We start from the raw sequence: 24,044 nt of genomic DNA, 5'->3' as shown, positions 1-24,044 counted from the left end.
GATGAAGACTTTTCGTACCCGGCTTACCCTGATTCTGATGGGACTATTGGGCGTATCGATGCTGGCGGCCGGCATCATCATGGCTCAGATGTTTAAGGATTCGCATATTCAGGCACTGGAAGAGAACATGGCCCGTGAGATCAATCTGCTGGAGGCGACATTCGCATTCGTCCCGGTGGAAGGGAACCCGGGCGCGTACTCCTATTATGAGGAGCAGGCTACCAAGCTGGAGGAATTAACCGATTCCCGCGTGACGTTCATTACACTCGAGGGCACGGTGCTGGGAGATTCCGGAGTGGATTCCGAGCGGATGGATAACCATGCGCACCGACAAGAGGTGGAGTCAGCCAAGGACGGAGTGATCGGCAGTGCTATCCGTTATAGCGACACCATCGGTGAGAACATGCTGTATGTGGCTGGCCGGGTAACCTCAGACCAGGGCTTTGACGGATACATCCGGCTCTCCATGAGCCTGGCTGCGGTCGAACAAGGACTGGCCAAGGGTTGGGTCTGGATGTCCGGCGGACTGCTGGTACTGTTCCTGATTGCGGGTCTGGTCAGCTACCGGGTGGCGGCCGGCTTGACACGTCCTCTTGAGCAAATTACCCGTGTAGCCCACCGCATATCCAAATTTGATTATGATGCCCGGGTCAAGCTTAACCGCAATGATGAGATCGGTCAGCTTGGACTAGTCATTAATGGCATGGCTGACAGCTTGCAGCAACAGCTCAAACGCATCAGGGATAATGAGGGCTTGATGCAGAGTGTGCTAGCCAACATGACCGGGGGAATCTTGATGCTCGATGAATCGGGCAAGATTGCCTTGATCAACCGGGAAGCGGAGCGGATCTTGCATATGCGCGGACGTCAGCTCCTGGGAAAACCATATCAAGAGATTAAGCGCAACTATGAATTCACCAAATTCATGGAGGATGGGATTGGACACAAGGAAGCCGTTCAGGAGGAACGCGCCGTATATGACCCTGAGGAGAAAATATTGCTGTTCGACAGCGTGCCGATGTTCGAGGATAATGGCGACTACCGGGGGATGCTGTTCCTGCTCCAGGATGTAACGGAAATCCGCAAGCTGGAACGGATGCGTAGCGAATTTGTTGCCAATGTCTCCCATGAACTCAAGACACCGATTGCGGCGGTCAAGGGCTTTGCCGAGACTTTGCTGGCCGGTGGGGTCAAGGATGAGGAAACGGCCCGTTCGTTCCTGCAAATTATTTATGATGAGGGTGATCGCCTTAACCGCTTAATCGGTGATATTCTCGATCTCTCCAAGATTGAATCCAAGCGAACGCCGCTGGAATATGCACCGGTGCAGCTTAAGGAATTGTTCGACAGTGTATATGAGGTGCTGCTACCCGCAGCGAAGAAGAAGCTGATTAGCATGTCCCATGATGTGCCGGAGCATTTGTTCATTGAAGGGGACGAGGACAGGCTGCGTCAAATCTTCATGAATCTGTTGTCCAATGCGATCAGTTACTCGCTCGAAGGTGGAAAGATACAGGTGCAAGCGGGAATTATAAGTGATGGGGACGAGGAGAAGGTGCGCTTTGTCGTCAGCGATACAGGAATTGGTATTCCGAAGAAGGATTTGCCAAGAATCTTTGAACGATTTTACCGGGTGGATAAGGCAAGGTCCAGAGGGTCGGGCGGGACAGGGCTTGGTTTATCCATCGTCAAGCACCTAGTAGAGCTGCATCGGGGAACGATTCGGGTCGAGAGCAAAGTGGGAGAGGGAACGACATTTGTATTGGAACTCCCCTTGATGCATACTTTAGATGATGATCATGAATAGGTGTTTATACAAACTTTGGGATACGTACGAACATGTGTAAAATGATTTTTAAAAAATTTTACACCGGGTTAACAATGCCGTGATATGCTGAGCTTGTCATCAAGTGATATTGGTTCATGAATATGAACTTGTACCGCAAACAAATGGGGGGTACTATGACACAGCGTTTACTGGTTATAGAAGATGAACCGACGTTATCCAGACTTTTGTCGTACAATTTGACGGGCGAAGGTTACGAAGTTGTCGTAGAAGATCATGGACAAACGGGCTATGAGACTGCGCTGCATCAGGAGTTTGATTTGATCTTGCTCGATTTGATGCTGCCGGGGATGAATGGTTTCGAAATTATGTCCAAGCTGAGAAGTGAGGGAGTAAGTACACCGGTCATTATTCTGACGGCCAAAAATGCCGAGGAAGAGGTTGTACAGGGACTGAAATCCGGTGCGGACGATTATATTACCAAGCCGTTTGGCGTTGCTGAACTGTTGGCACGGGTAGCTGCGGTGCTTCGCCGCTCTAACGGACAGGAAGAACGGGAGAAGCCGGTCAGTCAGGAGAACTCGCAGATTGCGCTTGGAGCCTTGACTATATTTCCGGAGAAATATGAGGTCACTCTAAACGGTGAAGCCATTACGCTAAGACCGAAGGAATTTGAAGTGTTGTTGTATTTGGCCCGGAAGCCGGGGGTAGTCATGACCCGGGACGATTTAATGAATGCTGTATGGGGATTTGACTATATCGGCGGGCAGCGGACAGTTGATGTGCATGTCAGTTCGTTGCGGAAGAAGCTGGAGCTTGATCCGCAGTCGGTTCACATTGATTCTATTCGCGGTGTCGGCTACAAACTGGTTGTTAACAAGAAAAAAGCGCCCATCATTTAGCATTAATGATGGACGCTTTTTTCTATATAGAAGACGAAACATGAATAAACAGTTCATTTTACATAGGACTAAAGTACCGAAAACATTACCCGAATATTTCCCCACTATGATTCTAGTATATAGGCTAACGTATAGATATGGGGGAGTGGTCAGAATTGGATAGTCAGGCCATAGCGTTGCTGGAACGTTCTGTAGAGGAAGAAAATGAGACCTCGCCGGGGAATGGGGACAGCGGCGTGTTACAGGGGACTATTGCCGATGCGGCGGTATTTCAAGCCGGGGGTTCTAATATCGACGTAAGGGCTTTCTGCCGCGAAGTACCGGTGATTGCGCCGGAGGATTCTTGCCGAAGTGTACTGCAATTGTTCAAGAAAGATCACGATTTGCCGTGTATTGTCACTTGTGATGATAATTACAATCCTGTGGGCCTGTTGATGCGGGATCAATTCTTCCGCAATCTGGCGGGGAGATTTGCCGCTGATTTATTTTATGACCGTTCTTCTGAACATTTCGCCGTACAAAATCCGTTGGTATGTGAATTGGACACGCCCGCTGGAGACTTGCTGGATGCGGCATTGAACCGGGAGGGCACGCGATTCTATGACTGCTTGATTATTGTGGACCAAGGGCGTTATTACGGAATTATGACGGTTCAGGATTTAATGCTATTATCCCGGGAATTACAGCGTGAAGCGGATGAATCGCGCCGTATGACCGTTCGGGAGAGCCGTGAGCGCGTCGTGGAAATTGAACAGTCTATTGTTCAAGTGTCTGAGTCGGCCCAGCGGAGCCTGGATGAATCGGGAAGAATGAATGGTTTGTCGGCAGAAGGCAGAGCCGAGCTTGAAGCAGTGAAGGCTTCCTTCGCCCGTGTGCTGGAGATGACCCGATACCAAGAGACGCAAATGGGGCAACTGCTGGAGCGCATGAAGGAAATATCTTCTGTAGCATCACGAATCCATGGACTTGCCGATCAAAGCGGGATGCTGGCGATGAATGCTTCCATCGAGGCGGCTCATGCCGGAGAGCATGGGAGAGGATTTGCCGTGGTGGCTTCCGAGGTTCGCAAGCTGTCGCTTCAGACCAAGAATTTCTCCGAGGATATCGGTACGACCCTGGATGTTGTTGAGAAGTTAATTCAGGAAACGGCGGGGACGGCATCCTCCACGGCTGGGGAGATGGAGCAAAGTCATCATCGCGTCGGACGTGCGGATGCGACCTTCGAAGCGCTGGTTGGATCGGCCCGAGCCGTAGAGTCGAGAGGACAGGAAATGTGTCAGTCCTCAGAGGAAGCCGCGAAGCGAACGAAGACAGTGTTGCATGAATTGCAACTGTTGGAACAAACGGAATGATATTTTACATGCAGTTTACATTTTCACTCATTTTGTTTTACACAAGTGGGCTAAAATAAACATTATATTTCTTCTTTTGAGTGGCTGTTTTGGAGCATACTAATTTTAAAGTGCGAGTTCAAAAAGTTGAATTTACTCCTCGAACAGCTACGTTCTGGGAAGACTACTTTTTGAACAACCTCTTATAGCTGAAGCGCTGGCACGGGCTCGCTTGGAATAGCGAGTACCGTGCTTGAAGTTTGTTAGCGCTCTCCATGTCACTTCATGCGCCTCAAGAATTGAAGCACGCCAAGGATGCTTATTTGTGAAGGAGAACTGAGATGAGCAACATTATCCAGATTAAGAAGCTGAATTTGTATTATGGACAATTCCATGCGTTAAAGGATGTTTTTTTGGATATTCCGGAGAAGGAAATCACGGCATTTATCGGTCCCTCCGGCTGTGGGAAGTCTACACTCCTGCGTACCTTGAACCGGATGAACGATATGATTCCGGGTACACAGATCGATGGATCTGTAGAAATTGCCGGTTCGGATATTTATGGCGAGGAAGTACAAGTCGAATCGTTGCGCAAGCGCGTTGGCATGGTATTTCAACAGCCGAATCCTTTTCCGAAGTCCATCTATGATAATGTGGCTTATGGTCCTCGCTTGCATGGAGTCAAGAATAAAGCGGTCCTGGATGAGCTCGTTGAGAAAAGCCTTCGTCAGGCGGTATTATGGGACGAAGTCAAGGATTTTCTGAAACGTTCGGCACTTAGCTTGTCGGGCGGACAGCAACAACGCCTATGTATCGCACGTGCTATTGCGGTGCAACCGGATATTTTGCTGATGGATGAAGCAACTTCAGCGCTGGACCCTATCTCCACCTTGAAAATTGAAGAATTGGTGCAGCAATTAAAAGATAGTTATACGATCGTCATGGTTACGCATAACATGCATCAGGCGGCTCGTATTTCGGGACGGACCGTTTTCTTCCTCAACGGGGAGATCGTGGAGGCTGATCATACGCAAAGGCTGTTCTCTACGCCGCGGGATTCACGCACTGAAGATTACATTTCCGGTCGTTTCGGATAACGAGGAGGTTGCTGTTGTATGATTCAACGTAAGGAATTTGATGATAATCTGGAAGAACTTCGCCGTTTGCTCAGACAAATGGGAACGCATGTCGAGGAAGCTTTGACGGGGGCCATTGAGGCTTTGCAGACGCTGGATTCGACCAAGGCCAAGGAAATTACGGCCCGTGACATTGAACTGAACCGGTTGGAGGAGCAAGTAATGGATATCGGTTCACGTCTGATTGTGACGCAGCAACCTGTAGCCAAGGATTTGCGCCGAATTATCGTGGCTTTCAAGATTTCCAGTGATTTGGAGCGTATGGGAGATCTGGCGATTGATATCGCCAAGGTGACCACGCGCCTGCAAGGCGAAACCTTGATCAAGCCGCTGATTGATATTCCCAAGATGACCGAATTGGTTATTCTGATGCTGCGCGAGTCCTTACAATCTTATCTGGATGAGAATACCGATCTGGCTTATAAGATGGCGAAGGACGACGATGAGGTGGATCATTTGTACAGCCAGATGATTCATGAGTTGTACTCGTTCATGTCCAGCAATAAGGATTCCTTGCAGCAGGCGATGTTGCTTACTTTAGTGGGTCGTTATATTGAACGAATCGCCGATCATGCGACCAATATTGGAGAGTGTGCTGTTTACTTGGTAACCGGACATCGTCCTGATTTGAACCAATAGTTACCACTTGGGCTACATAACGGCCGCCGCTTGCAAAACTGCAAGCGGCGGCCGTTTTTTGTGCTGAAGCGTATCCGGTGTTTTTGACAGGGGGCTTTGTGTTATCATAAGACAAGGTACAAATTTGTGGACGAGGTGTCGTATGGAAAAATTGATACTTATAGATGGCAACAGCATCATTTATCGGGCGTTCTTTGCGATGCCGCCGCTGACCAATTCAAGCGGAATGCATACGAATGCCGTATATGGGTTTACTAACATGCTGCTGCGGCTGATTCAAGAGGAACAGCCTACACATATCCTTGTCGCTTTTGATGCGGGCAAGGCAACGTTCCGACATGAGTCGTATCAGGATTATAAAGGTGGACGTGACAAGACTCCGCCCGAATTGGCAGAGCAATTTCCCATGCTGCGCGAACTGCTGGAGAGCTTTGGGATCTCTTGGTTTGAATTAGCCGGTTATGAGGCGGACGATATTATCGGGACGCTGAGCAAGCAAGGGGAAGAAGCCGGATATGATGTACTGGTTGTCACCGGGGATAAGGATATGCTGCAAGTCGTGAGCGACAAGGTCAAGGTTGCCCTTACCCGTAAGGGGGTTAGTGAGATTGAACCTTACGGTCCTAAGGAAATTGAAGATCGTTACCAGCTTAAGCCGCTGCAAATTATCGACCTGAAGGGCTTGATGGGAGATACTTCGGATAATATTCCTGGCGTACCTGGAATTGGAGAGAAGACAGCACTTAAGCTGCTGCATCAATATGGCTCCGTCGAGGAAGTGTTGTCCCATCTGGATGAACTCAAGGGCAAGATGAAGGAAAATCTGGTCAATCATGCCGAAGACGCGCGCCTGAGTAAGCAACTCGCGACGATCTTCCGTGAGGTTCCCGTTGAACGTTCGTGGGACGATATGATCTTTGCCGGGATTACCGAAGAAAAGGCTGTCCCCTTGTTGCGTAAGCTGGAATTCAAATCTCTGATGGATCGGTTGTCCTTTGCAGCCGGTGCGGGAGAGATGGAGGGTACGGCACAGGAACTGGCGGATATTTCCGTGATCATGGTAGACGAAGCTAACCTATCGGAGCTTATTGTCAACCTGCCGAACGTTGAGGGGATGATTGTGGAATCCCATGGAGAGAATCCACATCACGCCGAGTTAATGGGAATCGTATTGTCTACTGCGGATCAACAATATTTCTTGTCATTTGACGTGCTTAAGCTTGAGGGAGCTAAGGAAGTGCTGACCTGGCTGGCGGACGAAGAAATTCCCAAACGTGGATACGATCTACACCGGGCAGATCTTGTATTGTTCTGGCAAGGCATTGCCTTCGGCGGCGCTGAGCATGATATCCAACTTGCTGCTTATCTGCTTGATCCGACGGAGAACGATCAGACGATTAATGGTTTGGCTACCAAATACCGCTTGCCCACGGTGCCTGCCGATGATGAGATCTATGGCAAGGGAGCAAAATTCAAGGTGCCGGATACGGAAGAACTCAGCAGGCATTTAGCCCGCAAAGGGGATGCGCTGCTGCGAATCTTGCCGCTTCAACGAGAAGAGCTTGAGAAGAATGAGATGCATCGGCTATTCTATGAAATGGAAATGCCGTTATCCCGGATATTAGCCGATATGGAGAAGCAAGGTGTGGCTGTCAATCGGGATGATCTCAAAGAGCTTGGTGTTGAATTTGAAGCGCAGATTGGCAAGCTCGTTGCTCGAATTTATGACATTGCGGGACTGGAATTCAACATCAATTCGACCAAGCAGCTGGGTGAAATCCTGTTTGATAAGCTGGGTCTGCCAGTAGTCAAAAAGACCAAAACGGGGTATTCGACCGATGCCGAGGTGTTGGACAAACTTGCCCCTTATCATGAGATCGTTCAATTTATTTTGGAATATCGCCAACTGGCTAAGCTCCAGTCCACCTATGTGGAGGGGTTATTGAAGGAGATTTCGACGAAGACGGGTAAGGTGCATACCTATTTCCGGCAGACAATTGCCGCGACCGGTCGCTTAAGCAGCCAATTCCCTAACCTGCAGAATATTCCGATTCGATTGGAAGAAGGCCGTAAAATTCGCAAGGTATTTGTCCCTTCTGAGTCAGGCTGGTCCATTCTGGCAGCAGACTATTCACAAATTGAGCTGCGGGTGCTCGCCCATATTTCAGGGGATGAGGGTTTAAGGGAAGCGTTCTTGCATGATATGGACATTCATACGAAGACAGCCATGGACGTCTTCGGGGTAGGTCCGGATGAGGTCGATAGCAACATGCGTCGCTCCGCTAAGGCAGTTAACTTCGGTATTGTGTATGGCATTAGTGATTATGGGTTATCACAGAATTTGAACATTACCCGTAAGGAAGCTGCACGCTTTATTGGTCAGTATTTTGATGCTTTCCAGGGGGTTCGTCGCTATATGGACGAGATCGTGAAGGAAGCCAAACGGGATGGATACGTCAAGACGCTGCTGGAGCGCCGCCGTTATTTGCCAGAGATTAACGCCTCCAATTTTAACCTGCGTTCCTTCGCTGAACGTACGGCGATGAACACGCCGATTCAGGGTAGTGCGGCTGATATCATCAAGCTGGCCATGGTACGTATGGACGAGACGATGCGCAAGCACAACCTGAAGAGCCGTATGTTGCTTCAGGTGCATGATGAATTGGTATTTGAAGTGCCACCGGAGGAATTGGATTTAATGAAGCAACTTGTACCGGAAACGATGGAGAAAGCCTTGCCGCTATCCGTCCCGCTCAAAGCTGAGGTATCCTGTGGCTTGAATTGGTACGAAGCCAAGTAAATTTTCCTTTCAATAAATATTACAGTATTAGAGGTGTCAAACCATGCCGGAATTGCCGGAAGTCGAGACAGTCAGAAGAACGCTGACCCAGTTAGTGGTCGGCAAAACCATAGAAGCCGTGCAGGTATTGCTGCCGCGAATTATTCAGCGTCCGGATGATATCCGGCGCTTCGAAACCGAGTTGACCGGACATACCATTACGGAGATTGGACGGAGAGGCAAGTTCCTACGCATTATTATGGATGGCGTGGTGCTTGTCTCCCATCTGCGGATGGAGGGCCGTTATGGCGTGTATCCGGCCGATGAACAGGTGGAGAAGCATACTCATGTTATCTTCACCTTCACGGATGGGACTCAGCTTCGCTATAAGGATGTCCGCCAATTTGGAACCATGCATCTGTTTGCGGGCGGAGAAGAGCTGAAGGAGAAGCCCCTGTCCAAGCTTGGCCTGGAGCCGCTAGACGGAGATTTCACTTTAGAAGCATTTAGCCAAGTTATCTCCCGGCGAACTACCAAGATCAAGCCTGCACTACTTAATCAAGAATATATCGTTGGTTTGGGTAATATTTATGTAGACGAAGCCTTGTTTCGGGCGAAGATTCATCCCGAGCGGCCAGCCAGTGGGCTCACCCCTGAAGAACTGGAGGTTCTCCATGCGGCTATTGTGTCCACACTGGAAGAAGCGGTAGCGGCTGGTGGCTCGTCCATCAAGTCCTATGTCAATGGACAAGGGGAGATGGGCATGTTCCAGCATTCCCTGCAAATTTATGGACGAAAGGGAGAGGAATGCCGGCGCTGTGGTCATCCGGTGGAGAAATCGGTGGTCGGAGGCCGGGGAACTCATTATTGTCCGGCATGCCAGACCCTCGCTTCTCTGACAAGCTAATACAAAGTGTGAGGTGTAATCCGGGATGAATATTGGATTGACCGGAGGAATCGCTACCGGTAAAAGCACGGTGTCCCGAATGCTGGCCCAGCGAGGCGCGGTAATCATTGATGCTGATGTCATCGCCAGAGAAGTTATGGAGCCCGGGCATCCGGTGCTGGCTGCTGTGGCTGAACGGTTCGGACAAGCTATTCTGCAACCGGACGGTACACTCCACCGGAAGAAGCTGGGGGAGATTATTTTCTCACAGCCAGAAGAACGGAAAGCGCTGGAGGGCTTGACTCATCCTGCCATTCGGGCCGAGATGAAGAGGCGGATATCGGAATGCGAAGCTGCCGATCCAAGACAACTGGTTGTTGCCGATATACCGCTACTGTACGAATCGGGGCTGGAGTCTTTATATGAAGAAATTATGGTCGTGTATGTACCCAGAGAAGTACAGAAGTCTCGATTAATGTCTAGAGATGGGCTGACAGAATGGCAAGCCGAGCAAAGGTTGAACGCCCAGATGGATATCGAATTGAAGAAGGAGAGGGCGCATATTTTGATTGATAATAGTCAAGGGTTAGCAGAAACAGAGCAGCAGATTGAGCGTTTTTGGCGGGACAAGGTTGAAATATGAGTTGGCTTCGCAAGAAAAGGGTGCTGCTTTTATTGTTTCTCGGGTTTACCATTCTGCTGTTTTTTAATTCTACGTGGTTGTCGCTGTTTTACCCGATTTATTATAAGAGCGAAATTCGCCAACATGCCCAGGTGAACGAGCTCGACCCTTTCATTGTGGCGGCTATCATCAAGGTGGAGAGCAACTATAAGCCGGGAGCCGAGTCGCGGAAGGGTGCGCTGGGTATTATGCAAATCATGCCGGATACGGCGAACTGGGTCATTGAAATGGCCAAGCTCCCGGAAGCTTCACTGGAGGAAATACGCAATGAGACAGAGACGAACATAGCTATAGGCAGTTGGTACTTGAGATCGCTGTCTGATCAGTTTGAGGGCAATCAGATTGCTATGATTGCAGCCTACAATGCGGGACCAACCAATGTGAAGAACTGGCTGAAGAGCGGAAGATGGGATGGCCGGCTGGAGACGTCAAAGGATATTCCGTTTGGTGAGACGAGGCACTACGTGCAGCGGGTTACTCATTATTACAAACAGTATTCTGATATCTACGACGATTTCTAAGACTTCATGAATAAGAAAAAAGCATCAACAGCGAATGAACGCTATCGATGCTCTTCCCATACCGGCATTATTTGTATTGACCTGCCAGTTGTTGTTCGGCGATAGTTACCAGACGTTTCGTAATGTAACCACCGATCGAACCGTTTTCGTAAGAAGTCAGGTTGCCGGCATATCCGTCTTGTGGGAAGGAGATGCCCAGTTCCTGAGCGATTTCATATTTCATTTGATCCAACGCTCCGGAAGCTTGTTTAACCACCAGATTGTTCGAAGAGTTGTTTTGGGCCACGATTGTTCACCTCCTTGCGGTTGGTAACAGTATTATGTGCCTGGACTATCAACTTCATTACGAAATTGTGCAGTAATTTATTGGTATTATTTTATAATAGGTGTGAGCATTGCATTTTGAAAGGAGGAAGGGTAGCTTGAGATGTCCGTATTGCGACTATTTTGGCACGAAGGTTCTTGATTCAAGACCCGCTAATGAGAACCGTTCCATTCGCCGCCGTCGGGAATGTGAGAAATGTAGCCGCCGCTTTACCACCTTTGAAATGGTCGAGGAGATGCCCTTGATCGTCATCAAGAAGGATGGCAGTCGTGAGGAATTCAGCAGGGAGAAGATGTTGCGTGGTTTAATCCGTGCTTGTGAGAAGCGTCCTGTGTCGGTAGAGCAATTAGAATCCATCGTATCCGAGGTGGAGCGCTCAATGCATTCTGCCAATGCTGAGGTGGAGAGCCGGGAGATTGGTGAGTTCGTCATGGAACAGCTATACCCTGTGGACGAGGTGGCTTATGTCCGCTTTGCTTCAGTATATCGGCAATTTAAAGACATCAACATGTTTATGAAGGAACTTAAGGGGTTATTGTCCAAAAACACGGAGACGGATAATTAGTACAACGTATCTGTCCGTAGTTATAGAAGCAAACTGTAAACACTTCTCGCGAAAATGCGAAGGAGTGTTTATTTTTTTGCGATAATGCGAAAGTTACATGATATAAATCTGTTTATCATTTTACACAAAGTTTACAAAACGAAAACACGGGATTGATCTTTGATCCCTATAATCAAGTTGTAAAACAAATAAGGGGGATACCTAAGACAATGAAAAAGAGTATGCTTTTGGTTTTGACTTTGGTACTGAGCTTGACACTGGCCGCATGTGGTCAAAACACTGCAGCACCAAACAACACTTCCGGATCAAACGGCGGATCCACGAATGAAGCTGCGCCAAACAACGCAGGCGGTGAAGAACAGACATCATCTGATCTGTCGGGATCTCTTCTGGCAGTAGGCTCTTCGGCCCTTCAACCATTGGTAGATGAAGCTTCAAAGAAATTTATGGATGCAAACCCTAACGTTTCTATACAAGTCCAAGGCGGCGGTAGCGGTACTGGCTTGACGCAAGTATCTGGCGGACAAGCTGATATCGGTAACTCCGACGTATTTGCTGAAGAGAAGCTCGATGAAGCTGCTGCGGCTGAACTGGTTGACCATCAAGTTGCCGTTGTAGCTATGGCTGCTGTTATCAACCCGGACATCACGGTTGACGACCTGACTAAAGATCAATTGGTACAAATCTTCACGGGTAAAGTAACGAACTGGAAAGATCTTGGTGGCCCGGATCAAGCGATCCAAATCATCAACCGTCCTTCTAGCTCCGGTACTCGCGCTACATTTGAGAAATACGCATTGGGTACTAAGACAGAAGACCTTCCTGGTTCGATCCAAGAGGATTCATCCGGTACAGTTAAGAAGCTCGTTGGCGAAACACCAGGAGCTATTGGATACCTTGCTTTGTCCTACTTGGACGATAGCGTTAAGGTTGTCAAATACGAAGGCGTAGAAGCCAACGAAGAGAATGTAACCAATGGTAGCTATCCAGTATGGGCTTACCAGCATATGTACACGAAGGGTGAGCCGAACGAAGTAGCTAAGGCATTCCTGGAGTTCATGATCTCCCCTGAAGTACAAGACAACGATGTAGTAGAACTCGGCTACATTCCAGCTAGCAAAATGCAAGTTCAACGTGATGTGGACGGCAACATTACGAAGTAAAATTACGCGATAAACATCATATTAGCAGGATAAGAGGCGGACCATTCTGCCTCTTTCTGTGCTGCTGCAAAGGGAGAGGTTTCATGGCTCAGTCCGGCGGAAGAAAAAAAGTACAGCCGCATATCATAGAGGAATGGACCGGTAAAATATACGCTTCATTATGTATCGTATTTCTGGTTGTGACAATCTTCTCGATGGTTTATTTTGTCGCAACCAAAGGGTTAAGCACCTTTTTTCAAGACGGGATCGCATTTGGTGAAATTTTTGGGAGCGCGAATTGGAAACCGGGGGGAGAGCCGCCGATTTATGGGGCTTTGCCGTTTATCATCGGTTCCTTTAGCACTTCCTTGCTTGCAGCCTTGATTGCTGCTCCGCTAGGCATTTGCGCAGCCTTGTTCATGGTTGAAATTATGCCGAAATTCGGTAAGAAATATTTGCAACCGGTAATTGAACTGTTAGCAGGTATTCCTTCGGTTGTTTACGGCTTTGTTGGCCTCAGTGTAATCGTTCCTTTTTACCGGGATATCTTCCCGGGACAAGGTTTGGGTATCATGGCCGGGGCAACTGTATTGTCAATCATGATTCTGCCGACCATTACATCGATCGCGACGGATGCGCTTGCCGCATTGCCTCCCGGTTTGAAAGAAGGCTCTTACGCTTTGGGAGCCACCCGTTGGCAAACTTTATCTCGTACAGTAATTCCTACAACCTTGCCGGCATTGATGACTGGCGTTGTGCTAGGCATGGCCCGCGCATTTGGCGAGGCCCTTGCGGTACAGATGGTCATCGGTAACGCTCCGCACATTCCTAGCTCACTCTTCGAATCCACTTCGACGCTGACCAGTGTTATTACGCTGAGCATGGGGAACACGGTTATGGGCACCACGCCTAATAATGTGCTCTGGACACTAGCGTTGATTCTGATGATGATGACATTTGTCTTTGTCTTTGTCGTCCGTTGGCTTGAAAGGAGAGCGAAGTCATGAGTGCAAGAACAGTAGACAAAATCGCAACGACCGTTATCGTCCTGTTAGCCAGTGTGATTGTACTCGTTATGGCAGGCTTGCTCGGATTTATCCTGTACCGGGGACTGGGTCATATCAGCTTTGAGTTCCTGACTTCTCCGCCACAAACCATCAAGGCTGGCGGCGGGATTGGTCCGCAATTATTTAACTCCTTATTCCTGCTGGTTCTTACGTTGATTATCACCATTCCGCTTGGATTAGGCGCAGGAATTTATATGAGTGAATACGCCAAGCCGGGCAGAGTAACAGACTTTATTCGATTAATCGTCGAAGTGTTGTCCTCCTTCCCATCCATTGTCGTGGGCTTGTTCGGTTTGCTCGTCATCGTTAACTTATTTGGATTTGGCTTCTCCTTGTTCTCTGGTGCCTTGGCATTGACCGTATTTAATCTACCGTTGATGGTTCGGATTACAGAACAGGGGCTGGCCAGTGTGCCGCAGGCCCAGAAGGAAGCAAGTCTGGCGCTTGGCCTCTCGAAGTGGAAGACGATCAACTCAATTATGCTTCCAATTGCTATGCCGATCATCCTGACGGGAACGATTCTGGCAGCGGGCCGTGTATTCGGCGAAGCAGCCGCCCTGTTGTTCACAGCGGGTATGAGTAGCCCAAGGCTTGACTTCGGAAACTGGAACCCGTTCAGCCCGACGTCACCGCTTAATCCGTTCCGTCCGGCAGAGACGCTGGCCGTGCATATTTGGAAGATCAATTCTGAGGGGCTGGCTCCGGACGCTCCGGAAATTGCTGCCGGCGCTTCGGCCGTTCTGATCATCACCGTACTGCTGTTCAACTTGCTGGCACGCTGGCTTGGACGCATGATGTTCAAGAAATTTACGGCTACGAAATAGGAGGACGAAGCAGTGCAAAATATCGGATTGGCCACAAAAGACTTAAGTGTATTTTACGGCGATAAGCAAGCCGTTAAGAATATATCGCTTGATTTCGCTACTCGTCAGGTAACTGCTTTGATTGGACCCTCCGGATGCGGTAAATCGACCTTCTTGCGAAGCTTGAACCGCATGAACGATCTAATCAGCGGTGCACGCATCACGGGTGAGGTCTGGATCGGGGATGACAACATCCTGGACCCCAAGACCGACGTCGTGCTGTTACGCCAAAAAATCGGTATGGTCTGGCAACGTCCCAATCCGTTCCATAAATCGATTTATGAGAATATTGCATTTGGTCCCCGTTATCACGGTATCCGCAACAAGAAACAGTTGGATCAAATCGTGGAGGAGGCCTTGACGAAGGCGGCGCTTTGGGAAGAAACCAAGGACCGGTTGCATAAGTCTGCGCTAGCCTTATCCGGGGGACAGCAACAGCGGCTATGTATCGCCAGATCCATTGCCGTCAATCCAGGTATCATTCTGATGGATGAACCTGCTTCTGCCCTTGACCCGGTGTCTAGTGCCAAAATCGAAGAGCTGATTGCTGAACTCAAGCAGGATTACTGCATTATCATCGTTACGCACAACATGCATCAAGCGGCCCGGGTATCGGAGAAGACGGCGTTCTTCTTGATGGGGGAAGTGGTGGAGTTTGATGATACGAGCAAAATTTTCACCAATCCATCGGAGAAACGTACGGATGACTATATATCCGGAAGATTTGGCTGAGCCTACGTTTTTGTTGAAATGGAAATTAACAAATTGCAAATTGGACACGCCAGGCCGGGCAGGAGATTTCATCTCTGCGCTCGGCCTTTTGCGTATAAGGCCATAGCGGCACTTCCCCACCTAAGGGCTATTTAAGTTTTGGGCAACTCGTATATACTAGTAACATAATAGGTAAAAACAAGACATCAGATGTGCCTGGAATGATCAAAGGAGATCGAATCATGAACGTGCTGGATTGGATTGAGCGGATGTTCGAGCAATACGGCTATCTTGTCCTGTTGCTTGGACTGCCTGTCGACTTTATTGCCTTGCCGTTGCCTCCGGGGCAAACGACATTAACCTATACGGGCTATTTGGCTTACGAAAGGATTCTCAGCCTGCCGTGGGCCTTGCTCGCCGCATATGCGGGCTCTTTTATCGGTGTAACGGCGACTTATTTTATCGGCTACCGGGTTGGGGCGCCGCTCGCTGAACGCTATGGGAGATGGATTTTCCTACGGCCCGCCTATCTGCAGCGTACGCGGAAGGTCTACGAGAAATATGGAAATAAGATGCTGTTAATCAGCTTCTTCATCCCTGGGGTAAGACAATTCTTTGGTTATTTCGTGGGCATGATTCGTGTTCCGTTCCGAACATTCGCTCTGTATGCCAGTGTGGGTGCGGCTCTTTGGGTCAGTTTGTTTGTAGGTATCGGCTACATATTCGGTGAACAATGGCAGGTTGCCATCCATTGGGTGGAGAAGTACATGATCTATTTCTTTATCGGCGTTGGGGTATTAGCGTCCACGCTGATCTATGTAAAGTGGCGCAAGTGGAGGCTGAAGGTGGCCAAGCTCTCGCGCTGATGGAAAAAGGCGCGAAGGCTTGCTTCCGCGCCTTTTTGCTATATGAGGTTACTTCTTGTTTCGTAAAAGCAAAAATTCATCGATCAAGGTTTCTTCGGCTTCTTCTCCGGGAGTGGCTTTGCCGTTCTCCGCTGTTTCTTCCCTCAGCTTCATTAGGGAAAGCAAATCGAATATGTCTCCAAGGACAGTGAAACCGGCGCCGATGATAGCCAGATCGTCCGAAGAGATGTCATTGTTTATGCGCCTTTTATATTGGCGTCTCTTTTTTCCTCCCAAGAGCACCACCTGCTTTTAAATATTGACTTGCTGTATTATATGCAAGGCCATGCACGGTTGATTAGGCAATAGGTACAGCTTCCCTGGGGACGGGTGGGGATAACGGGCTATTTTTTGCCTTCTCCGCGAATATGCCGTGTCTTTCGGTAACCGCTCTTAATATGATGTTCTATAATCGTAGAAGGAGGGAAAACGATGTCGGGATATGAAAATGGCGTAGGCAATATCGGTTGTGGCGGCGTTGGTGGATTTTGGACTTCAACGGGGACAATCCTTGTATTGTTTATCTTGCTGGTTATTATCTCCAAAGCGTTCGTACTGTAAATTATTGAAATGATAATAAGAAAGGCCCTGCCGAAGCAGGGCCTTTCTTGCGTTTGATGAATTGTCTATCTTGCCTGGCTGCCTTGAGGGAATAAAGCATCCAGCGCCGGACAAGGCTCGGTATCGAGGAAATGCTTCAAGGCTGTCGGCATATTGTTGAAAATATCCTTCAGCGAGGTCCCCTGATAAATATTGCCGATGATCACCGGGTAGCAAAGCTCGGAGATCAAGATGTCGCCATTGCCGTGTAGGTGCAGTTGCTTCTTGCCTTCGATACAATGGGAGAAATGAATGCCCGGCTGGTCGGCGAAGCCAAGCTCGGCCGCAAAGCGATCCATACAAGTGAAGTAGATGATGCCATCCTCGCGTTTTGCGTCGATCAGCTCTTGCACGGCTCGTTTGAGCTGGTCGCGAGCGGAAATGGCTTTCCATCCGGTATGTTCCATCCGGATGCTGTTCTGAATTTCATGCGTACGGACACCAAGCTGATAAACGTGATCCCCAATTTCACCCAAGTGATGTTCAGTTTCCTCAAACAGCAGCGTTTCCAGAACCGTATCAATTGAACTGGCCGCTGAGTAAGCGATATTCTCTCTGATTTTGTGATACACCGATTCCGGCATACCGTAATAGCGAGAGAAGTTGGCAGCATCCGTGAAGTTGAATGAGACATGTAGCGTAGTGAGTCCGGCTGCCTCTAACTGATCAATACGCGCAGGATTCAGCAGGCTGGCATTGGAGTTCAATTGAGTCTCTATGCCGTTCTCTGAACAGTAGTTAACGATCTCCAGGCAATCCTGAAATTTTAAAGTAACCTCTCCACCGGAAAGGCGAACCCGGCGAATGGTGCCGATTTCTTCTAACAAACGGGTTACTTCTTTGCCGCTGATACTGTTACCATCATTTCTTTCGTACGCGCAGCAGTAATCGCACTTAAAATTACAGCTTGAGGTAACGCCAACCTCGAGGGCTTCCAGCCCGTATACAGCAGGCTTTTGCAACTCAAGAAATTTATACTTTTGCATTCGTTTAATCCTCCTGATTATTTCCAAAGATCCTTTTTGGTCCTTAGTGATTATAAGGCTTATGCATAGCGGAGCTTTATGACTTTTTTAACGTACGTTATAATAACAGTGCGTGTTCAAAAAGTCGAATTTTCAGGACCGAGAAGGTTGGATGAAGCTAGGGACTGAGTAGCGGAGCGTACGTAGTGGGTACGTGAGCAACGGAAGACCCGGGTGAATTCAAGATTCGATGTCGAGTTCACTCCTTGAACAACTTCGTTCTGGGAAGGTGACTTTTTGAACAACCTCTAACAGTCTAATGAGGTGAATCCCAATGACCACTGACAAGCATCAACCAGCCTATACAATTGGACAAGCGGCCTCCATGGCTAACACAACTGTGAAGACGCTCCATTACTACGATGATATTGGACTGTTGCGGCCATCCAAACGAACGGAGGGAGGGCACCGGTTATACTCTGCTGCGGATTTATGGACATTAGAGCTGATCGGAACTTTGCGTTACGTTAATTTCAGCCTTGCGGATATTGGCAGAATGATTTCAGGAGATCTCAGTATGACAGAGGCTTTGAATCTACAGATTGATGTCTTGGAGGTAGAACTTGGTGCGATTTCCTCAATGCTCACTATTTTAAAGCAAGCGAGACAACCTACGAAGCATATTAGCTCCGAGGATTCCATGCAGTATATTGCCGATCTGGTTGCTTCACGATCTGTTCATACTGTAAATCGCCAGCAGTTTATTGATCACAAGATGGAGGAGACGCGGCTGTTAGAGATGCTGCCAGAGGATTGGCAAGCATCGTTTATGCATTTTTTCAATAAATACATCATGAAGGCATCCAAGCTCACCGCCCGCCAGACCCAGGCCTGGACTGAGCTGCAGAAATTACTGAACGACCCGGCTTATATTAAGGAACTGGCCCATAGTGAGCTGCCATTCTTCCGGATGGCACTTCATCCCGGGCACGAGCCAGGGGAGTGGATCAGGCAAATGGAGCAAATTCGTCTTCGCACCCAGGAAGCCATTCAACAACAATGGGCGGCAAGCAGTCAGGCCGTCCAGGCCCTCACACGTGACTTTCTTTTACTGTATGCCAATGTGGAGGAACTTGAACAGCCTGAAGAGTTTCTTCCAAGACAGGCCCAGCATTTATTGGATTCCGTAACAGAACGGACCTTGCGGTTCAACAAGCTGTGTACCCTGGTAAACCCGGAGTGGCAGGAGATTTCCAGCGGTATGGAACTACTTATGCAAGGCATGCAGGAATTATTGGCCAGGAATTCGTCATAGCAACCGCTGTAGAGGCTGACCCTTTAAATAATGATTGAAAAATTCAAGAGTCAGCTCATTCACCAATCGTTGAGTTTCTCTTGCATCCACACCCTCCATCCATTCTAGCAAGGGAGAAAACAAATACAGATCAGAGAAGCTAAGGTGAGTGGTATTGTCCAGCGTAATCCAGTAATTCCCTCCTGCTGTTACCGGTTCATATCTGGCGTATACTTCCTTATAATAGGCTTCTGCCTCGGAACGGGTTGTTCCCATTGCCGCAATCTGATCATCGCTCATCACGCTGGTTCCGGCGGTAGTGCTGTCCGCACTTAGCATGAGAAACGGCTTGCCTACGCCTGCTGCGGGAATACGCTTCTCCCCAAACAGCACGCCATCCATATTTAAGCCTGCTTGTATTCGGGAATCACTGAGCAGCATTTGTAGAGTGGTTGCACCGCCAAAGGAATGTCCGAACATCCCCATGCGCTCCAGATCGAGATGTCCCGTGAACCGGCCATCCGTATCGTTATCGTTAAGAGCTTCCAGCTTATCAAGAACAAATTTAACATCCTCTACCCAAATTTCATTAAGCTTGTCCATAAAATCGAACTGCAGCACTTCAAATCCTTTCTTGCCTTGGGAATCGAACAAAGCGACTCGGCCATCAGGAAATACTGATGCCAAGCTGCTGTAGGTGTGATTAATACCCACCACGATGTAGCCCTCGCTTACCAGTTGCTCTGTCTGAAACGTATTTTGACTCTCATATCCATGTAGCCCATGAGAGAAAATAAGCACAGGGTAAGAAGCTTCCGCTGGGGATAATGCAGCTTGCTCTACGGCATGCGTCCGCACATACTTTAGGCTGCTGAACAGCATTTGGGGCAGACCCAGGATCTCATGAAATGCCTTGGTATAAACCTCGGAGTCAGGCAAATAGGCAGAAGTTGTACCGCCAGCTTCCTTATCTGCAGGATACCAGATTTGTATTCTTAGCTCGCGCTTGGTGCCTCTTCCGGCAACAAAGGTTTCCTCTCTGTCTTCATCCATCCAAGAAAATGCTACAGTCCCTATACCAAAGGCCCCTTCCGGCTTAGCAAAGGTGAATACAGGAAATAATAGCGGCACAGCTACACTAATGGCTGCATAGCTTGTCAGTCCGAGCCAAATCACCATACGAGCAAGCCTGCGAGGTTTGGTTGCTTCACTGCTTTGCCGAACACCTCTGGCATCTCTTGCAACTGAAAATCTCATATTCTGACCCCCAATAATTATTTCTACAGATTAGAATTACCGCAAATCAACAATAAAACCTCCCGTAGCAGGAGGATCAAGGGCAAGAGCTAAGTACAGAAGGAACGGCAGAGGCTGACAAGTATGTTTGCTAAAGTTGTTACCAAAAAAAGTGTTGCAATCATGTTTCTAACGATGTATAATCTATTCTTGTCAGCAAGTTTTCAAACCAACTGAAATACCTTTTGGGGCCTTAGCTCAGCTGGGAGAGCGCATCGCTGGCAGCGATGAGGTCAGGGGTTCGATCCCCCTAGGCTCCACCATATTATGGACCCTTAGCTCAGTTGGTAGAGCAGTAGACTCTTAATCTATTTGTCCAGGGTTCGAGTCCCTGAGGGTCCATCCAGGAGGAACGGTAGCGATACCGTTCTTTTTTGCTGTCTTAAGCACCCGATCCCTGAATAATTTAGTTGTTCCACCTACTTTACAAACCGATGGTCGGTTTATATAATCATAATAACTTATATTCAAAGCTTGGTGGAAGAGGAGGGTGGCTATGAAGAACTCAGATCGTCGAAAGAATACCATCCGGCAACTATTGGATGCAACCAAGGAGTTGCTCCGTGACAAAAGCTGCCATGCTATCACCTTAAAGGATATTATGGAACAATCGCGCTTATCCAAGGGGGCGATATTCCACTATGTAAAGAGCAAGGATGAAATCTTTGCCTGGGTGCTGGAGGAGCGTCTTGAAGCTGTTAATGAACATTTCGAGGAAGAAGTGGCCAGCAGCCTTGATAAAACATTTGATGGGCCCATGCTGGCTATCTCCAACAGTATGGCGGGGTTGGAGGACAGTCATGAGGTGACCAATAAAGTTCTTCTATATATGCTGGGCAAGGAGAATGAACCCGAGATAGCGAAAGTGCTTGGACACTTTCACGAGCGGTCTGTCTCTGTCTCCAGACAGTGGATTATTACGGGTCAGAAGTACGGGGTGATCCAGGAAACCGTAAACCCTGATGAAACGGCCGAGTTGTTCGTTTTGCTATCGTTGGGTCTGCGTGTACGGGCATCCCTGACCGCATCACCTGGGGCTCTTTCAGCGAAAGGTGTATCGGACTTTATGGCCGGAATCCTGAAAAAGCAATAATTAAGATTTGAGGGAGGGTTCAACATGGTTCCTTTTATTGCACTTATCGTATCCTTTTTGCTGTTTCGGGGGCTTGGTTTTCTGGGCTTGAATTATTTGAATGATTGGCATACCTCCCTGCAATGGGCAGTAGTCATAATGTTGCTATTGAGCGCATCTGCACACTGGGGAAGGCGGCGGCCTGATCTGGTAAAGATGGTGCCCCCTGCTTTTCCACAGAAAGAATGGATCATAACGGTTACTGGAATTTTGGAAATTGCCGGAGCTTTGGGTATCCTGGTGCCTGCGCTCTCACTTATTGCTTCAGTGTGCCTTGTTTTACTTCTTATCGCCATGCTTCCTGCCAATATCTATGCAGCTCGTAACAAGCTGACCATCGGCGGTAAGCCGGTGCCGAAATTACCAGTTCGCATCGGGATTCAGCTCATTTTTATCACTGCCGTATTACTTGCCTCCCCGTTGTTTACTGGATGAATCAGCTTATCTAACAGAATGAATGTACCATCAAGGAGAAATAGCCGTGCCAGGGAGTTGTCCCAACACGGCTACTTCTTGCCCTCCCCAGTTGGTTTTCACGGGGAAAGGCTGTCAGAAAGCTTACTGCCGGATGAGCAAGATTCTTGCTGCGGGTACAACGACATGCTGGCCTTGTTCATCCATCAATTCCAGAGAATCCTGATGCATGTTGACCAGGATGCCATGTAGGCTATGCTCTTGGGTCTCCACGGTGATGCATTGGCCGGCAGTTGCATTCATGCGTTCCACGGTGCCGGCATCGGGAAAAGAGGTCGCTGCAAAGGCCTGCTCCAGTTGCTCTATACGGCCTGTTAACAGCTCCAGCTTGGCCTGTAGCAACCGGATGCGCCTGCGCAGCGGACCATTGAGCAGAAAGCGCAGAACACTCATAAGGTACACCCCCTTCCCTAGATAGTTATCTCTGGAAGGAAGGACCTGCTTACTCGACCCTCCTATTGCAGAAGACATTATATCTTATGTTGCTAGATTGATAGAGTTCGGGTGGGTCCGCTTTTCTGGGGCTATTCGTTATGTTATGCTGGAAGCAAGCGACGAATCAAAGCATAGAGGAGCTGATGACATGATCAAACATATCGTATTGTTTAAACTGAAGGATGCTGCTCCGTCAAGCATTGAGCGGACGGTTCAGGTCCTACGGGGACTGGAAGGCAAGGTAGAGCAATTGCGGAGCCTGGAGGTAGGAACCGATGTCATACGCTCTGAGCGTTCTTATGACATCGCATTGATTGCTACTTTTGATTCCCTGGATGATCTTGAGGGGTATCAGGTTCATCCCGAACACAAGAAGGTTATTGAGCACATGAGCGAAGTACGTGAAAGCCAAGTTGCGGTCGATTTTGAATTTTAAGATTCACTTTTGATAAATTGGCGTATTATACATGTAAGGGACATTGGCATAGAGGGACATGCCTCACCGTTTTCAGGAGGTAATTGCTATGTATTATGTGAATCGGGAACAAATCGAACGCAGACTCGAAATTATTCCGGAATTGCTTCAGGTACTTGGTCAGTCGTCCCGGAGAGAACGCCCCCTCGTTGAACGGTATGCCGCGGAGCGTGCGTTGCATTTAGCTGTGGAGATCGTGACGGATGTAGGCAGCTATCTCATTGATGGCTTCATTATGCGTGATGCAAGCAGTTACGAGGATATCGTGGACATTATGCTGGACGAGAAGGTCATCGACAGTGACATGCATGCTATCTTGGTTAAGCTGGTGCGGCTTCGGAAGCCGCTAGTACAGGATTATTTCCTGAGCCATCCAGAGCCTGAGGAGTGGGCGCAGAATTTACCAGCGGTACTTAAGACTTTCTCAACAAAGGTATTCACGTATTTGGAACAGGAAGGTGTTTATAGCCCATTGGCTAAATAAAAATGCCTGTCCATGTGTGACCAGTCGGATTGTTGTTGCTTATAATACATTAAGATATGGGCATTCGCCCTGATACGGGGATGCTAAAAAGGAGAGATGAGCTATGAGTAAAGGGAATAAAGGTTGGTTGTTAGGTGCAGCAATTGGTACGATCGTCGGTTCGGTGACAGCATTGTTGTTTGCGCCGAAGCCAGGCAAGGCACTTCGTAAGGACATCGCAGACGGGGCTCGCCAGGTTGGAGAGAAGACCCAAGAGGTTGCCGGGAAGGTAACGGAGCAGGGTGCTATTCTGGTGGATAAAGTGAAAGAAACAGCCGGGGACCTTATTACGGATATTCGCCAGGTCACTAAGGAAAAAGTAGAGCAAGTATCCGAGATCGTGGAAGACACGGTCGAAACCGTAAAGGACGTCAAGACAGTGGTACTGGGTGTAGTCGACTCTGAGGTGGATGGTAAGGATGCCGAAGCTGCTGCGCTTGAAGCTGCGGTTACTGCGGAAGAGGACAAAGACGCTAAATAAGTTAGTCTTGCTGACAAGACGGCATTGCCTGACGGGGACCCTGGAAGCAGGGTCCTTTTTCGTGGCATAAGAGGGCGGGCTTTCTTGTCCGATGCTACAAATTAAGTTAATATTTAGGTACGCTTTATG

The 24,044-nt window shown here is 48.6% G+C and carries 27 protein-coding genes and 2 tRNA genes; 24 read left to right on the top strand and 5 right to left on the bottom strand.

Annotated elements, in window-relative coordinates; genetic code table 11:
- The first annotated feature begins 1 nt into the window (after nt 1).
- From pnpS to BN3279_RS22990, 9 genes are all read left to right on the top strand, one after another.
- Nucleotides 2-1,807 carry a two-component system histidine kinase PnpS gene (gene pnpS / locus BN3279_RS23030; protein WP_059054325.1) on the top strand — a complete coding sequence of 602 codons (1,806 nt, stop codon included), beginning with the start codon at nt 2-4 and terminating at the stop codon, nt 1,805-1,807.
- A gap of 155 nt (nt 1,808-1,962) precedes the next feature.
- A complete protein-coding gene (locus tag BN3279_RS23025) occupies nt 1,963-2,688 on the top strand; it encodes a response regulator transcription factor (protein WP_059054323.1) in 726 nt (241 codons plus the stop codon).
- Between the two features lie 155 nt (nt 2,689-2,843).
- Nucleotides 2,844-4,040: a methyl-accepting chemotaxis protein gene (locus BN3279_RS23020; protein WP_059054321.1), complete on the top strand. Its 1,197-nt coding sequence runs from the start codon at nt 2,844-2,846 to the stop codon at nt 4,038-4,040.
- Nucleotides 4,041-4,360: 320 nt separating this feature from the next.
- Complete coding sequence (pstB, locus tag BN3279_RS23015) at nt 4,361-5,116, top strand: phosphate ABC transporter ATP-binding protein PstB (protein WP_059054319.1); 756 nt, start codon at nt 4,361-4,363, stop codon at nt 5,114-5,116.
- A gap of 18 nt (nt 5,117-5,134) precedes the next feature.
- On the top strand, nt 5,135-5,794 hold the full coding sequence (gene phoU, locus BN3279_RS23010) for a phosphate signaling complex protein PhoU (protein ID WP_059054317.1): 660 nt from the start codon (nt 5,135-5,137) through the stop codon (nt 5,792-5,794).
- Nucleotides 5,795-5,936: 142 nt separating this feature from the next.
- The gene (gene polA, locus BN3279_RS23005; protein ID WP_059054315.1) at nt 5,937-8,594 is read left to right on the top strand and encodes a DNA polymerase I; all 2,658 of its coding nucleotides are present in this window, start codon (nt 5,937-5,939) and stop codon (nt 8,592-8,594) included.
- A 43-nt stretch (nt 8,595-8,637) separates the two neighbouring features.
- A complete protein-coding gene (mutM, locus tag BN3279_RS23000) occupies nt 8,638-9,480 on the top strand; it encodes a DNA-formamidopyrimidine glycosylase (RefSeq protein WP_059054314.1) in 843 nt (280 codons plus the stop codon).
- A gap of 25 nt (nt 9,481-9,505) precedes the next feature.
- A complete protein-coding gene (coaE, locus tag BN3279_RS22995; RefSeq protein ID WP_059054312.1) occupies nt 9,506-10,102 on the top strand; it encodes a dephospho-CoA kinase in 597 nt (198 codons plus the stop codon).
- Nucleotides 10,099-10,662, top strand: a complete 564-nt coding sequence (locus tag BN3279_RS22990) for a lytic transglycosylase domain-containing protein (RefSeq protein ID WP_059054310.1) — start codon at nt 10,099-10,101, stop codon at nt 10,660-10,662. The genes coaE and BN3279_RS22990 overlap by 4 nt, the downstream gene beginning before the upstream one ends.
- Nucleotides 10,663-10,729: 67 nt before the next feature.
- On the opposite strand, the gene BN3279_RS22985 is transcribed toward BN3279_RS22990, so the two are convergent.
- Nucleotides 10,730-10,948: an alpha/beta-type small acid-soluble spore protein gene (locus tag BN3279_RS22985; protein ID WP_059054308.1), complete on the bottom strand. Its 219-nt coding sequence runs from the start codon at nt 10,946-10,948 to the stop codon at nt 10,730-10,732.
- Between the two features lie 136 nt (nt 10,949-11,084).
- On the opposite strand from BN3279_RS22985, the gene nrdR reads away from it, so the two are divergent.
- The 6 genes from nrdR to BN3279_RS22955 all read left to right on the top strand — a co-directional run bounded on the left by nrdR (nt 11,085) and on the right by BN3279_RS22955 (nt 16,201).
- Nucleotides 11,085-11,552, top strand: coding sequence for a transcriptional regulator NrdR (gene nrdR, locus BN3279_RS22980; protein WP_059054306.1), 468 nt, complete (start codon nt 11,085-11,087; stop codon nt 11,550-11,552).
- Nucleotides 11,553-11,761: 209 nt separating this feature from the next.
- Nucleotides 11,762-12,715 (top strand): phosphate ABC transporter substrate-binding protein, encoded by a 954-nt coding sequence (locus BN3279_RS22975; protein ID WP_059054305.1) that lies wholly within the window; start codon nt 11,762-11,764, stop codon nt 12,713-12,715.
- Nucleotides 12,716-12,798: 83 nt separating this feature from the next.
- On the top strand, nt 12,799-13,701 hold the full coding sequence (pstC, locus tag BN3279_RS22970) for a phosphate ABC transporter permease subunit PstC (RefSeq protein WP_059054303.1): 903 nt from the start codon (nt 12,799-12,801) through the stop codon (nt 13,699-13,701).
- The gene (gene pstA / locus BN3279_RS22965) at nt 13,698-14,585 is read left to right on the top strand and encodes a phosphate ABC transporter permease PstA (protein WP_059054301.1); all 888 of its coding nucleotides are present in this window, start codon (nt 13,698-13,700) and stop codon (nt 14,583-14,585) included. The genes pstC and pstA overlap by 4 nt, the downstream gene beginning before the upstream one ends.
- 12 nt (nt 14,586-14,597) lie before the next feature.
- A complete protein-coding gene (pstB, locus tag BN3279_RS22960) occupies nt 14,598-15,356 on the top strand; it encodes a phosphate ABC transporter ATP-binding protein PstB (protein ID WP_059054299.1) in 759 nt (252 codons plus the stop codon).
- Nucleotides 15,357-15,577: 221 nt separating this feature from the next.
- The gene (locus tag BN3279_RS22955; protein ID WP_059054297.1) at nt 15,578-16,201 is read left to right on the top strand and encodes a DedA family protein; all 624 of its coding nucleotides are present in this window, start codon (nt 15,578-15,580) and stop codon (nt 16,199-16,201) included.
- Between the two features lie 48 nt (nt 16,202-16,249).
- On the opposite strand, the gene BN3279_RS22950 is transcribed toward BN3279_RS22955, so the two are convergent.
- Entirely contained in the window at nt 16,250-16,483 is a 234-nt protein-coding gene (locus tag BN3279_RS22950) for a hypothetical protein (protein WP_232436934.1), read from the bottom strand.
- A gap of 189 nt (nt 16,484-16,672) precedes the next feature.
- On the opposite strand from BN3279_RS22950, the gene BN3279_RS24320 reads away from it, so the two are divergent.
- On the top strand, nt 16,673-16,801 hold the full coding sequence (locus BN3279_RS24320) for a YjcZ family sporulation protein (protein WP_222860898.1): 129 nt from the start codon (nt 16,673-16,675) through the stop codon (nt 16,799-16,801).
- A gap of 65 nt (nt 16,802-16,866) precedes the next feature.
- On the opposite strand, the gene BN3279_RS22945 is transcribed toward BN3279_RS24320, so the two are convergent.
- Complete coding sequence (locus tag BN3279_RS22945) at nt 16,867-17,826, bottom strand: radical SAM protein (RefSeq protein ID WP_059054294.1); 960 nt, start codon at nt 17,824-17,826, stop codon at nt 16,867-16,869.
- 313 nt (nt 17,827-18,139) lie between these two features.
- Between BN3279_RS22945 and BN3279_RS22940 the strand changes: the two genes are divergently transcribed.
- Nucleotides 18,140-19,120 carry a MerR family transcriptional regulator gene (locus BN3279_RS22940; RefSeq protein ID WP_059054292.1) on the top strand — a complete coding sequence of 327 codons (981 nt, stop codon included), beginning with the start codon at nt 18,140-18,142 and terminating at the stop codon, nt 19,118-19,120.
- On the opposite strand, the gene BN3279_RS22935 is transcribed toward BN3279_RS22940, so the two are convergent.
- Nucleotides 19,115-20,356: an alpha/beta hydrolase family protein gene (locus BN3279_RS22935; RefSeq protein ID WP_059054290.1), complete on the bottom strand. Its 1,242-nt coding sequence runs from the start codon at nt 20,354-20,356 to the stop codon at nt 19,115-19,117. The two genes, BN3279_RS22940 and BN3279_RS22935, sit on opposite strands and share 6 nt — an antisense overlap.
- 226 nt (nt 20,357-20,582) lie before the next feature.
- Here BN3279_RS22935 and BN3279_RS22930 point away from each other — a divergent pair.
- From BN3279_RS22930 to BN3279_RS22915, 4 genes are all read left to right on the top strand, one after another.
- Nucleotides 20,583-20,658: transfer RNA gene (locus BN3279_RS22930), tRNA-Ala, on the top strand.
- A gap of 6 nt (nt 20,659-20,664) precedes the next feature.
- Nucleotides 20,665-20,737: transfer RNA gene (locus BN3279_RS22925), tRNA-Lys, on the top strand.
- A gap of 154 nt (nt 20,738-20,891) precedes the next feature.
- Nucleotides 20,892-21,488, top strand: coding sequence for a TetR/AcrR family transcriptional regulator (locus BN3279_RS22920; protein ID WP_059054289.1), 597 nt, complete (start codon nt 20,892-20,894; stop codon nt 21,486-21,488).
- Between the two features lie 24 nt (nt 21,489-21,512).
- Nucleotides 21,513-21,962, top strand: coding sequence for a DoxX family protein (locus BN3279_RS22915; RefSeq protein WP_059054287.1), 450 nt, complete (start codon nt 21,513-21,515; stop codon nt 21,960-21,962).
- 123 nt (nt 21,963-22,085) lie between these two features.
- On the opposite strand, the gene BN3279_RS22910 is transcribed toward BN3279_RS22915, so the two are convergent.
- On the bottom strand, nt 22,086-22,394 hold the full coding sequence (locus BN3279_RS22910) for a hypothetical protein (RefSeq protein ID WP_059054285.1): 309 nt from the start codon (nt 22,392-22,394) through the stop codon (nt 22,086-22,088).
- 190 nt (nt 22,395-22,584) lie between these two features.
- Here BN3279_RS22910 and BN3279_RS22905 point away from each other — a divergent pair, with 190 nt between their 5' ends.
- The 3 genes from BN3279_RS22905 (at nt 22,585) to BN3279_RS22895 (ending at nt 23,915) form a co-directional block, all read left to right on the top strand.
- Nucleotides 22,585-22,872 carry a Dabb family protein gene (locus tag BN3279_RS22905; protein ID WP_059054282.1) on the top strand — a complete coding sequence of 96 codons (288 nt, stop codon included), beginning with the start codon at nt 22,585-22,587 and terminating at the stop codon, nt 22,870-22,872.
- An 88-nt stretch (nt 22,873-22,960) separates the two neighbouring features.
- Nucleotides 22,961-23,395 carry a DUF86 domain-containing protein gene (locus BN3279_RS22900; protein WP_059054279.1) on the top strand — a complete coding sequence of 145 codons (435 nt, stop codon included), beginning with the start codon at nt 22,961-22,963 and terminating at the stop codon, nt 23,393-23,395.
- A 103-nt stretch (nt 23,396-23,498) separates the two neighbouring features.
- Nucleotides 23,499-23,915: a YtxH domain-containing protein gene (locus BN3279_RS22895; protein WP_059054277.1), complete on the top strand. Its 417-nt coding sequence runs from the start codon at nt 23,499-23,501 to the stop codon at nt 23,913-23,915.
- Nucleotides 23,916-24,044: the final 129 nt, after the last annotated feature.

It is taken from the genome of Paenibacillus senegalimassiliensis, from assembly GCF_001486585.1.
GTDB classification, from domain to species: domain Bacteria; phylum Bacillota; class Bacilli; order Paenibacillales; family Paenibacillaceae; genus Fontibacillus; species Fontibacillus senegalimassiliensis.
The sequence above is the reverse complement of the archived record's forward strand: the minus strand, read 5'-3'. Positions and strand labels throughout refer to the sequence as shown.

What these genes read in the sequence shown, in the direction of transcription:
- BN3279_RS22975 (WP_059054305.1), top strand. Translation starts at nt 11,762, where the DNA reads ATGAAAAAGAGTATGCTTTTGGTTTTGACTTTGGTACTGAGCTTGACA.
- BN3279_RS22945 (WP_059054294.1), bottom strand. Translation starts at nt 17,826, where the DNA reads ATGCAAAAGTATAAATTTCTTGAGTTGCAAAAGCCTGCTGTATACGGG.
- BN3279_RS22910 (WP_059054285.1), bottom strand. Translation starts at nt 22,394, where the DNA reads ATGAGTGTTCTGCGCTTTCTGCTCAATGGTCCGCTGCGCAGGCGCATC.
- pstB (WP_059054319.1), top strand. Translation starts at nt 4,361, where the DNA reads ATGAGCAACATTATCCAGATTAAGAAGCTGAATTTGTATTATGGACAA.
- pnpS (WP_059054325.1), top strand. Translation starts at nt 2, where the DNA reads ATGAAGACTTTTCGTACCCGGCTTACCCTGATTCTGATGGGACTATTG.
- BN3279_RS22935 (WP_059054290.1), bottom strand. Translation starts at nt 20,356, where the DNA reads ATGAGATTTTCAGTTGCAAGAGATGCCAGAGGTGTTCGGCAAAGCAGT.
- coaE (WP_059054312.1), top strand. Translation starts at nt 9,506, where the DNA reads ATGAATATTGGATTGACCGGAGGAATCGCTACCGGTAAAAGCACGGTG.
- BN3279_RS22955 (WP_059054297.1), top strand. Translation starts at nt 15,578, where the DNA reads ATGAACGTGCTGGATTGGATTGAGCGGATGTTCGAGCAATACGGCTAT.
- BN3279_RS22905 (WP_059054282.1), top strand. Translation starts at nt 22,585, where the DNA reads ATGATCAAACATATCGTATTGTTTAAACTGAAGGATGCTGCTCCGTCA.
- pstC (WP_059054303.1), top strand. Translation starts at nt 12,799, where the DNA reads ATGGCTCAGTCCGGCGGAAGAAAAAAAGTACAGCCGCATATCATAGAG.
- mutM (WP_059054314.1), top strand. Translation starts at nt 8,638, where the DNA reads ATGCCGGAATTGCCGGAAGTCGAGACAGTCAGAAGAACGCTGACCCAG.
- BN3279_RS22895 (WP_059054277.1), top strand. Translation starts at nt 23,499, where the DNA reads ATGAGTAAAGGGAATAAAGGTTGGTTGTTAGGTGCAGCAATTGGTACG.
- BN3279_RS22940 (WP_059054292.1), top strand. Translation starts at nt 18,140, where the DNA reads ATGACCACTGACAAGCATCAACCAGCCTATACAATTGGACAAGCGGCC.
- BN3279_RS22990 (WP_059054310.1), top strand. Translation starts at nt 10,099, where the DNA reads ATGAGTTGGCTTCGCAAGAAAAGGGTGCTGCTTTTATTGTTTCTCGGG.
- pstA (WP_059054301.1), top strand. Translation starts at nt 13,698, where the DNA reads ATGAGTGCAAGAACAGTAGACAAAATCGCAACGACCGTTATCGTCCTG.
- BN3279_RS23025 (WP_059054323.1), top strand. Translation starts at nt 1,963, where the DNA reads ATGACACAGCGTTTACTGGTTATAGAAGATGAACCGACGTTATCCAGA.
- BN3279_RS22915 (WP_059054287.1), top strand. Translation starts at nt 21,513, where the DNA reads ATGGTTCCTTTTATTGCACTTATCGTATCCTTTTTGCTGTTTCGGGGG.
- phoU (WP_059054317.1), top strand. Translation starts at nt 5,135, where the DNA reads ATGATTCAACGTAAGGAATTTGATGATAATCTGGAAGAACTTCGCCGT.
- BN3279_RS22900 (WP_059054279.1), top strand. Translation starts at nt 22,961, where the DNA reads ATGTATTATGTGAATCGGGAACAAATCGAACGCAGACTCGAAATTATT.
- polA (WP_059054315.1), top strand. Translation starts at nt 5,937, where the DNA reads ATGGAAAAATTGATACTTATAGATGGCAACAGCATCATTTATCGGGCG.
- BN3279_RS24320 (WP_222860898.1), top strand. Translation starts at nt 16,673, where the DNA reads ATGTCGGGATATGAAAATGGCGTAGGCAATATCGGTTGTGGCGGCGTT.
- BN3279_RS22920 (WP_059054289.1), top strand. Translation starts at nt 20,892, where the DNA reads ATGAAGAACTCAGATCGTCGAAAGAATACCATCCGGCAACTATTGGAT.